Below are 9,235 nucleotides of genomic sequence, written 5' to 3' on the forward strand. Positions count from 1 at the left end.
CACCGGAACAGCCGAGCGAGCCGAACTCGTGCACCACGGGCACGATCCCGGCGTTGAGCAGCCCGGCGAGCGCGATGGCCGTTTCGGGCCGGACCCCGGTGTGCCCGGAGGTGAGGGTGTGCAACCTCAGCAGCATCAGCGCCCGGACGACCTCGGGTTCGACGGCTGGGCCGGCACCGGCGGCGTGCGAACGGATCAGCGATCGTTGCAGGACGATGCGGCTGCCGGGCGGGATGTGCCGGGTGGCGAGCGCACCAAAACCAGTGGACACGCCGTAGACGGGTACCGAGGCTTCCGCCAGGTCGTCGATGTGCTGGCGCGCGACGGCGAGGTTCTTCCGCACCGCTTCGCCCAGTTCGACCCTGGCCCCGGCGCGCGCGACGGCGACCACCTGCGCCCTGCTGAGTGCTCCCGGCTCCAACCGGACTGTCTCGACCATGCGCCCATTGGATAGCCAGGCACCGAGATGATCACCCGTCGTGGGCGCGGTTCTGTCTGGTATCCCAGACATATGGGTGCGAGCAGCGACGTGCCCGCGCTGCGGCGTGGGCTGGCGATCCTGCTGGCGCTGGCCGGGCACGCCGGCCCGGTGCCGGCGGCGGCTCTCGCGCGGGAAACGGGGCTGCCTCGCTCCACCACCTACCATCTGCTCGCGGAACTGGAGAGCGCCGGTTTCGTGGTGCACCTGGTGGCGGACCGGCGCTACGCCCTGGGCGTCGCCGCCTTCGACCTCGGCTCGGCCTATCTGAGGCAGGATCCGCTCGAACGACTGGCCGCCCCCCTGTTGCGGTCACTGGCGGAGCGCGCCGGGCATACCGCGCAACTCGGTGTGCTGCACGGCAACGAGGTGCTCTACCTCCACAAAGAACGTCCGCCCCGACCCGAAACGCTGGTCACGGACGCGGGAGTGCGCCTGCCCGCACACCTGACCGCGACGGGACGCGCGATCCTGGCCCACCTGCCCACGCCGCATGTGCGTGCGTTGTTCCCGAAGGCGTCGGTGTTCGTCTCGCGCACCGGCCGCGGCCCGCACGGGCTGGCCGAACTGCGGCGGATCCTGGCCGAGGTGCGGCGAAGAGGCTGGGCAGTGGAGGACGGCTGTGTGACCGCGGGTTTCGCGTCCGTGGCGTATCCGGTGTTCGATCACGGCGGGCGGCCGATGGCCGCTGTCGGCATCACCTGGCGGCACCACTGTCCGGATCGGGAGACGGCTTGCGGCCGGACCTGGCCGGAATTCGCCGCACAGGTGCGACAGACCGCCACGGAGATCACCGTCAGAATCGGTGGCCGTGCCCCGGTCTGAACCAGCCGGTGGCGCGGGCGCTAGTGCACGCCCGGTTTGCCCATCTCGGCGTGCAGTCCGAGCATTTCCAGCAGTTGAGCGCATTCCACGGCGTCGAGGGAATGACCGGCGACGGTCCGGACCGCCTTGCTCTCCTGAACGTCGCGGAGAACCTTTTCCTCCGCTCGTACTCCCGCGAGCCAACCCCGTTCCGAGTTCTCGGCGGTGGTTGCACGGCTTACCCGGGCCATCTGGCACCTTCTTCCGGCTTCGCGTCCGCATGGGCTAATCCGCCACAATGCCCTCACAGCATTGCAGTCACAGGCCGCATAGTCCAGCCTCGTCTCGCTCGGTCACCGGCGGAACACGCCCCTGCGGGAAAAGGGTGTCCCGAAGGCCTGCGACAGGTGCGACCAATCCACAGTCCACTGTGGACGAATCTTGATGTTCAGGCGAGGCTCACCTGATTTTCCGTTATTCGTTGCGCCACGCAAGAAACCCCGCCTTCCGGATCGTTCGGAAAGATCTTTTGCATGCCACTTTCCCCACGGCAGGGACAACCGGATCTCCCAGTCCGCCCGGGGCCGCGCACTGGAGCAAGGAATGTTTACTACGAGACTCCACCCCGCCCCAACCACCCACCAGCCACGACGCCGGAGGTCGGTCCGGGAGCAAGGGACGTTTACTACGGTCCCCAAGCCGACCCCGCCGGGCGACCCAGCCACCGAGGGGCCGGGACGAAGCCAACCCGGAACAGGGTCCGGAGCTCCGCCCCCGGAACAAGAAAACCGGCGAGTGCTCTTCGCGAGCACTCGCCGGCCTTCGACGTGGAGGTGCCGGGAATTGAACCCGGGTCCTCTGGCGCCTTACCAAGGCTTCTCCGTGCGCAGTTCGCTATGCCTCTACTCGGCCCCATCGGTCACGCGAACAAGCCGATGTGACGGGCCCAGCCGCTGTGGGTTTCCCGCCCGGACCCCGCGGCCAGATCCGGACAGTGAGCCTCCTAGCTGATGCCGACTACCGGGACGGAGGCACTCCCGGGCCGACAGACTCGCACTCGCTCAGGCGGCGAGGGCGAAGTCAGCGCGACTATTCGTCTTGGCGCTTATTTTTTTGCGATGACGCTTACGGTGGTCTCTCGCCTGCACCGGCACGCTTCCCTCGACTCAACGTCCAGAGTCGAAACCGTTCACCCCCTTGCTGGTGGCTCTTAACCTACACAGGATAACGCCTGGGGCAAGCCGGTTTGTTCCCGGCACGGTAGGGCTCTCCCTACCTCCCCGACGCCCGCGCTCCCCATGGCCTGCAACCTCTCCACCTGGCCAGACTGGCCACGTTGCCATGGAGAGAGGAACCGAGCATGACGTCGACATCCGCCGGGCGGTATCGAAACCCCTCGCGCCCCTCGGTCGTCGGATCCCTGCTGTACCTGCTGCCCAACCTGCCGCTCGGGGTTGCGGGATTCGCGGCCGTGTCCATACTGACCACGCTCGGTATCGGCACGGTCATCGTGTGGATCGGCGTGCCGGTGCTGGCGATGCTGGTCGCGGGTGCACGAGGGGCCGCCCGCCTGGAGCGGCTCCGTGTCCACGCCCTGCTCGGCACGTTCGTGGCCACCCCGTACCGCCCGCTTCCTGGTGACGGGCAGGCGGCCCGGTGGCGAACCCGGCTGTGGGACGGTGCGACCTGGCGGGACATCGCATACTTCGTCCTGCTGCTGCCGATCGGCATAGCGGAGTTCGTCATCCTGATCGCCTGCTGGTCGGTCGGTCTGGCCCTGCTGACGCTGCCCGTGTACTTCCGCTACCTGCCGGGCGGGGCCTATTTCTTCCCGGATGAGACCCACGCATGGGTGATCGTCGACTCGACCCTCAAGGCGCTGCCCTGGGCGATGGTCGGCCTGGTGCTGACCGCCCTGTCGGTCCTCATCACCCGGATGATGGGCGCGGGCCATGCGCGGCTGGCCCGGCTGCTCCTCGGCCCGGGACGGCGTGCTGGAAACCTCCGCGAAGACCGGGCCGACGGCCCGGTGCCGGCGACGAACGCGCTGGCATGATGACCACCATGGCCGGAGACCGGGAGCCCCTGGCGCAGACACGCCCACGGGCGATCCGCACGATCGCGTTCATGGTCAGCGCGTTCGTGCTCCGGCTGTTCGAGTTCGTGCTGACCGTGTGCGGCATCACCATCGGCGTCGCCACCACGGTGGTCTGGGTGGGCATCCCGATCCTGATGGGTACGACCAGCATGGTCCGCGGGTTCGCCGACCTCGAACGCCGGTTCGTGCGGCGGATGCTGGACACGCCGATGCCGCCGGCCGAGCGCCTCCCGGTCGAGGGCGGGTTCGTGCGGCGGTGGCGGGTCCAGCTGGTCGACCCGAGTACCTGGCGTGACCTCGCCTACCTCTTCGTGGTGTTCCCGCTGGGCATCGTGGAGTTCGCGATCGGCCTGACCTCGATCGTGCTCCTGCCGATGGCGATCTGGGTGGCCCCCTGGATCGGTTGGATGCACGGTTCACTGGCCCTGGCACTCCTCGGGCCCAACAGGGCGGAACGGCTGGCGGTGAAGGCACAGCACCTGCAGGCGTCGCGAGCCCGCGGAGTCGACGCGGCCGAGGCCGAACGGCGCCGGATCGAGCGGGACCTGCACGACGGGGCACAACAGCGGCTGGTGGCGGTGGCGATGAGCCTCGGCCGGGCGAAGAACAAACTGGTCAAGGATCCGGATGCGGCGCGCGAACTGATCGACGAGGCCCACGCCGACGCCAAACTGGCGGTGTCGGAACTGCGGGATCTCGCCCGCGGGATCTATCCGGCCGTGCTGGCCGATCGCGGGCTGGACGCCGCTCTGTCGGCCCAGGCTGCCAAATCTCCGATCCCGGTTGCGGTCGAGGTGGACGTGGATCCACGGCCGCCCGCGGCGGTGGAGACCACGGCGTACTTCATCGTGGGCGAAACACTGACGAACATCGCGAAGCACTCGGGTGCGACCGAAGCGAGCGTGAAGGTGTGGCGCGCCGAGGAGAAAGTCGTCGTCGAAATCACCGACAACGGCCACGGCGGGGCGGAGTTGCGGCCGGGTGGCGGTCTCTCCGGGCTGGCGGACCGGGCCGCCACCATCGACGGTGTGATCACCGTGGTCAGCCCAGTCGGCGGCCCGACCGTGATCAGAGCGGACCTCCCGTGCGAATGGTGACGGCCGCGTGAGTGAATAGTCCCCTGAGCTGAAGCACTGGGGAGCCGTCATGCGCGTGGTGATCGCCGAGGATGCCGTTCTGCTGAGAGCGGGAGTGGAACGCCTTCTGGCCGACGAGAACATCGAAACCGTGGCCGCCGTGGACAACGGTGACGGCCTTGTCGAAGCCGTCATGGAGCATCGGCCCGACCTCGCGATCGTGGACGTACGCATGCCGCCGACCTTCACCGACGAAGGGTTGCGTGCCGCGCTGGCCGCGAGGCAGGCATTACCGGGGCTCCCGGTGCTGGTGCTTTCGCAGTACGTCGAGGAAAGCTATGCCGTCGAACTGCTCTCCGGCGGAGCCGGTGGAGTGGGATACCTGTTGAAGGAACGCGTCGCCGACGTCGCCGAGTTCGTCGATTCGGTGCGCCGGGTGGCGCGCGGCGGTACCGCCATCGATCCCGAAGTGATCGCGCAACTGATGGCGCGGGGCCGGAAAAACCCGCTCGACGCCCTCACCGCGCGCGAATCCGAGGTGCTCGGGCTGATGGCGCAGGGCCTGTCCAACACGGCGATCGGCTCGGCCCTGGTGGTCTCGCAGGGTGCGGTGGAAAAGCACATCGGAAACATCTTCGCCAAACTCGGCCTCGAAGCCAGTGCCGAGGAACACCGCCGCGTCCGCGCCGTTCTCACCTACCTCGGCCGCACCTGAGGAGCTCCGGAGCAAGGGATGTTTACTACAGGCCGCGTTGCCCGTAGTAAACATTCCTTGATGCATCAAAGGCTCACCGCGCCCCACTTCGTTCACCCAGCACTCTCACCCGATCCGCGGGCGGCACGACTCCGTTCAGTCACCTACCATGGGCGAACGTCGGCCATCGAGTTACCGGAAGGGGCACCATGACCGAGGTGAGCGTCCGCTTCTTCGGCGGTCCCCTCGACGGGCGTATCCAGTCGCTCGGCGATGTGGAACCGGTGAGCGGTCACGTGATGCGGCACGTGCATCTCCACGACGGCCCGAAGATCGAGTCCCATTACCGGCTCGGCTACGCACCTGAGACGGGCTGGGAATACCGGTTGTGCGCACTGTCGGCACCCGAAGTGGACGAGGTGTGAGCAGGACGAGGTAGGGCTGTCCCCACCGTGGTCCGGGCCGAAACCGGAAGTCAGGACGGCGGCTGGCACCGGTGTGCCGAACGCCACCGATCAGCAGGCTTGAGGGCATGCGACCAAGCCTGCCCAAGCCCTCGATCCGCGGCCGCGACACCTTCCTCGACGTCGTCCGTGCCGGAGCGATCCTGGCCGTGATCACCCAGCACTGGCTGATGCCCGTGTTGAGCTACGACCACGGCCGGCTCGCCACCGGCAACGCCCTGGCCACCCCGGGCTGGGCCGCGATCACCTGGCTCTCCAACGTGATGCCGCTGGTCTTCTTCGCCGGAGGCGCGGCAAACCTGCTCTCGTTCCGCCGTGCCCCCTCGGCTCGTGACTGGCTCGCGGGCCGGATCACCCGTCTGCTGATCCCCGTGCTGCCGCTGGCCGCGGTCTGGCTGGGAGTACCGGCCTTGCTGCGAGGCTTCGGCATCCCCGAGCAGCCGTTGCAGATCGCGGGTGTGATCGCGGGGCAACTGCTGTGGTTCCTCGGCGTGTACGTCATCACCGTGCTGGCGACCCCGGTCATGATCGCCGCGCACCGCAGGTGGGGCCTGGCCGTGCCCGCGGTGCTCACCGCCTTGGCCGCACTCGTGGACTTCGCGCGCTTCGACGGCTGGGGCCTGCTCGGCTACGCCAATGCCGTCTTCGTGTGGCTGGCGGTCCACCAGCTCGGTTTCCATTATGTGGAGGGCAGGCTCGGCTCCCTGCGCCCGCACGGGGCGGCCTTGCTGGCCGTGGCCGGGTTCGGCGTGACCGCCGCACTGGTCGCGTTCGGCCCCTACCCGATGAGCATGATCGGCATGCCGGGTGCCGCGGTGTCGAACATGAGCCCGCCCACCGTCGTGCTGGTCAGCCTCGCCGTCGGCCAGATCGGCCTCGTGGTGGCCCTGCGGTCCCGGCTGTGTGCTCTGGCGGCCCGGCCCACGGCCGGGGCGGCACTGCGCTGGATCGGCGCGCGCTTCATGACCGTCTACCTCTGGCACATGCCCGCATTGGTGGTCGTCGCCGGCATCAGCGTGGTCGGCTTCGGATACGCGACCCCCGCCCCCGGAACGTTGCGATGGCTGGCCGCGGCGCCCGTATGGCTTGCCGCCACCGGCCTGGTGCTCTCGGTTCTGCTCCGGCTGTTCGGCCGGTTCGAAACACGGGGCCATTCGGCGGAGGCCATCGCGTCGACCCACCGCCTGATCGCCGCCGCGCTGCTCTCCGCGACCGGCCTCCTCGGCCTGGCCGCCCGCGGCTTCACCACTCCTGCGGATGGCACCGTACTCGACGGTCCCCTCCCCTGGGTGCTGCTGATCCTCACCGGTGTCCTGCTGACCACCGGCCGGACGGCGCGGCAGATTGGAGCAAGGGATGTTTACTACGGATGAGCCGTAGTAAACATCCCTTGCTCCAGGTCAGAGGTTGAGCAGCTTGGCCGGGGTGTCGTGCAGGACCGCGCGCAGGAACGCGACACCTAGGCGATCGTCGGCCGCCCAGCCGGCGATCGCCCGGAGCTGGGTGGAATACGGGTACGGGATGTTCGGGAAGTCGCTGCCGAGCACGATCCGGTCGCCGATGCCGGCAAGTCGATCCACCCAGTCGGCCGGTGACGGCATGAGCTGCTCGGTGAACGGGACGCCCACCATCGTCGTGTCGAGGTACACGCGTGGAAAGCGATCCACGAGTTCAAGGGCCGCTTCGTACTCGGGCATACCGGCATGTGCGAGGACCGCGACCAGCCGGGGATGCCGCCGCAACACCTCGGCGAACACGTCGAGCCCTGTGTGCGGCCCACGCTCCGGCCCGTGCCCGGCATGCACCACCACGGGCACTCCCGCCTCCGCGAGCGCCCCCCAGACCGGAGTCAGCAACGGGTCCCGTGGGTCATAGGCGCCGACCTGCACATGGGACTTGAAGCACCGCACCCCTGCGCTCAGCGCCGACTCCACATAGGACCGGGCCGATGGCTCGGGGTAGAAGGTCGCCGTCGGTACCGCGGCGGGAACCCGCTCCGCGAATTCCCGCATCCAGCCGTTGAGCCACTCGGCCATGCCCGGCTTGTGCGGATAGGCCAGCGGGGCGAACCGCAGCACCCCGAACGACTCCAGCACCGCGAGCCGCTCCGCCTCTGGCTGCCGGTACCACACCGGCCACACCGCGCCGACCCGCTCTTCGACCTGGTCGAAGTAGGCCCAGACCTTCGTCATCATCCGGTCGGGGAGGAAATGCAGGTGCAGGTCGACGAGCCCGCCCAGGCCGAGGCTCCGGGTCCAGGACGCAATGTCTTCGTCACGCTCCGGTCCCGGGGGCACGCTCAGTGACGTCCCTTCAGCGCACGCCCCATGGCACGGCTGATCTCCCGCGCCGCGTCGCGTTTGGCCAGGTCCTGCCGCTTGTCGTAGGCCTTCTTGCCCTTGGCCAGTGCGAGTTCCACCTTGACCTTGCCGTCTTTGAAGTACAGCGACAGCGGGACCAGGCTCAGTCCGCTCTCCTTCGTCTTACCGATCAGCTTCTCGATCTCACCGCGGTGCAGCAGCAGCTTGCGGTGCCGGCGCGCCTCATGGTTGGTCCACGTCCCGTGTTCGTACTCGGGGATGTGGAGATTGCGCAGCCAGACTTCGCCGTCGTCCACTGTGGCGAACGCGTCCGCCAGCGAAGCCCGGCCCGCGCGCAGGCTCTTCACCTCGGTGCCCACCAGTACGAGGCCGGCTTCGTAGGTGTCCAGGACCGAGTAGTCGTGCCGCGCTCGGCGGTTCGACACGATCACCTTGTGGCCACGTTCCTTGGGCATGTCTCCAGGTTAGCGTCCGTCAGTGCCGGACATACAGGCGCAAGGTCAAGTAGCCGGTGGTCGCGGAAATGACGAGCGAAGCCAGCAGCAACCACGGGGAAACCACGATGATGTCGAGCACTTCGGTTTTCGGAATGATTCCCGAGGTCACGTTGAGGATCTTGTCGAGGAACGCGAACTTCAACGCGATCAGGCCGCCGACGGCGAGCACCCAGCCCACCACCCCGGTCATGACGGCTTCCAGGAGGAACGGAAGCTGCGTGTACCAGCGGGTGGCGCCGACCAGGCGCATGATGCCCACCTCGGTACGCCGGGTGAAGGCGGAGATCTGCACGGTGTTGGAGATCAGCAGCAGCGCGGCCAGCGCCTGGATCAGCGCGATCACGAAGGTACCGTCGCGCACCGATCCCAGCAGGCCGAAGAAGCGGTCGAGGAACTGTTTCTGGTCCTCGATGCGGTCCACGCCCGGCCGCTTCCCGTACTGCTGCTGGATGATTTCGCTACGGCTCGGGTCGTGCAGTTTGATCTGCAGCGATGCCGGCAGCGCCTCGGGCCGGGCAGCCTGCACCAGAATAGGGTTGTCCTGGAAGATCTTCTTGAAGCGGGCGTAGGCCTGGTCGCGGTTTTCGAAGATGACCGACTCGACGGCGGCGTTGCTCTGGACGTCCTGCCGGAGGCTCCGGCACGGGTCCTGTGCGCATTCCTTGTCGTTGGCGCTGACGTCCTGGGTCAGGTAGATCGACACCTCGACGTCGGCCATGTAGTTGACCTGCATCTTGTCGATCGAGCGCACGATCAGCAGGCCGCCGCCGAGCATGCCGAGCGAAACGGCGGTGGTAATGATC

The 9,235-nt window shown here is 68.0% G+C and carries 11 protein-coding genes and 1 other RNA gene; 6 read left to right on the plus strand and 6 right to left on the minus strand.

Going from position 1 to position 9,235, the window contains the following annotated elements:
* A partial coding sequence (locus tag FNH05_RS24130; protein WP_186382707.1) for an aromatic amino acid lyase occupies positions 1-439 on the minus strand: 439 nt, incomplete at its 3' end.
* A 72-nt stretch (positions 440-511) separates the two neighbouring features.
* Here FNH05_RS24130 and FNH05_RS24135 point away from each other — a divergent pair.
* On the plus strand, positions 512-1,303 hold the full coding sequence (locus tag FNH05_RS24135) for an IclR family transcriptional regulator (protein ID WP_144590996.1): 792 nt from the start codon (positions 512-514) through the stop codon (positions 1,301-1,303).
* Positions 1,304-1,323: 20 nt separating this feature from the next.
* Here FNH05_RS24135 and FNH05_RS24140 read toward each other — a convergent pair whose 3' ends face one another.
* Together FNH05_RS24140 and ssrA are read right to left on the minus strand one after the other, a co-directional pair.
* A complete protein-coding gene (locus FNH05_RS24140; protein WP_144590997.1) occupies positions 1,324-1,533 on the minus strand; it encodes a hypothetical protein in 210 nt (69 codons plus the stop codon).
* A 574-nt stretch (positions 1,534-2,107) separates the two neighbouring features.
* Positions 2,108-2,479: a transfer-messenger RNA gene (gene ssrA, locus FNH05_RS24145) on the minus strand.
* A gap of 163 nt (positions 2,480-2,642) precedes the next feature.
* On the opposite strand from ssrA, the gene FNH05_RS24150 reads away from it, so the two are divergent.
* The 5 genes from FNH05_RS24150 to FNH05_RS24170 all read left to right on the plus strand — a co-directional run bounded on the left by FNH05_RS24150 (position 2,643) and on the right by FNH05_RS24170 (position 6,987).
* Positions 2,643-3,338, plus strand: a complete 696-nt coding sequence (locus FNH05_RS24150) for a sensor domain-containing protein (protein ID WP_144590998.1) — start codon at positions 2,643-2,645, stop codon at positions 3,336-3,338.
* Between the two features lie 8 nt (positions 3,339-3,346).
* The gene (locus FNH05_RS24155; protein WP_425458484.1) at positions 3,347-4,477 is read left to right on the plus strand and encodes a sensor histidine kinase; all 1,131 of its coding nucleotides are present in this window, start codon (positions 3,347-3,349) and stop codon (positions 4,475-4,477) included.
* Positions 4,478-4,526: 49 nt separating this feature from the next.
* Complete coding sequence (locus tag FNH05_RS24160) at positions 4,527-5,171, plus strand: response regulator transcription factor (protein ID WP_144590999.1); 645 nt, start codon at positions 4,527-4,529, stop codon at positions 5,169-5,171.
* A 188-nt stretch (positions 5,172-5,359) separates the two neighbouring features.
* On the plus strand, positions 5,360-5,575 hold the full coding sequence (locus tag FNH05_RS24165) for a hypothetical protein (RefSeq protein WP_144591000.1): 216 nt from the start codon (positions 5,360-5,362) through the stop codon (positions 5,573-5,575).
* A gap of 107 nt (positions 5,576-5,682) precedes the next feature.
* On the plus strand, positions 5,683-6,987 hold the full coding sequence (locus tag FNH05_RS24170; RefSeq protein WP_144591001.1) for an acyltransferase family protein: 1,305 nt from the start codon (positions 5,683-5,685) through the stop codon (positions 6,985-6,987).
* A gap of 27 nt (positions 6,988-7,014) precedes the next feature.
* Here FNH05_RS24170 and FNH05_RS24175 read toward each other — a convergent pair whose 3' ends face one another.
* From FNH05_RS24175 to ftsX, 3 genes are all read right to left on the minus strand, one after another.
* Positions 7,015-7,911, minus strand: a complete 897-nt coding sequence (locus tag FNH05_RS24175) for an amidohydrolase family protein (RefSeq protein ID WP_144591002.1) — start codon at positions 7,909-7,911, stop codon at positions 7,015-7,017.
* A 2-nt stretch (positions 7,912-7,913) separates the two neighbouring features.
* Complete coding sequence (gene smpB / locus FNH05_RS24180; protein ID WP_144591003.1) at positions 7,914-8,390, minus strand: SsrA-binding protein SmpB; 477 nt, start codon at positions 8,388-8,390, stop codon at positions 7,914-7,916.
* 19 nt (positions 8,391-8,409) lie between these two features.
* The coding region (gene ftsX, locus FNH05_RS24185; RefSeq protein WP_144591004.1) for a permease-like cell division protein FtsX at positions 8,410-9,235 on the minus strand (826 nt) is incomplete at its 5' end.

It is taken from the genome of Amycolatopsis rhizosphaerae, from assembly GCF_007713715.1.
Taxonomy (GTDB): Bacteria; Actinomycetota; Actinomycetes; order Mycobacteriales; family Pseudonocardiaceae; genus Amycolatopsis_E; species Amycolatopsis_E rhizosphaerae.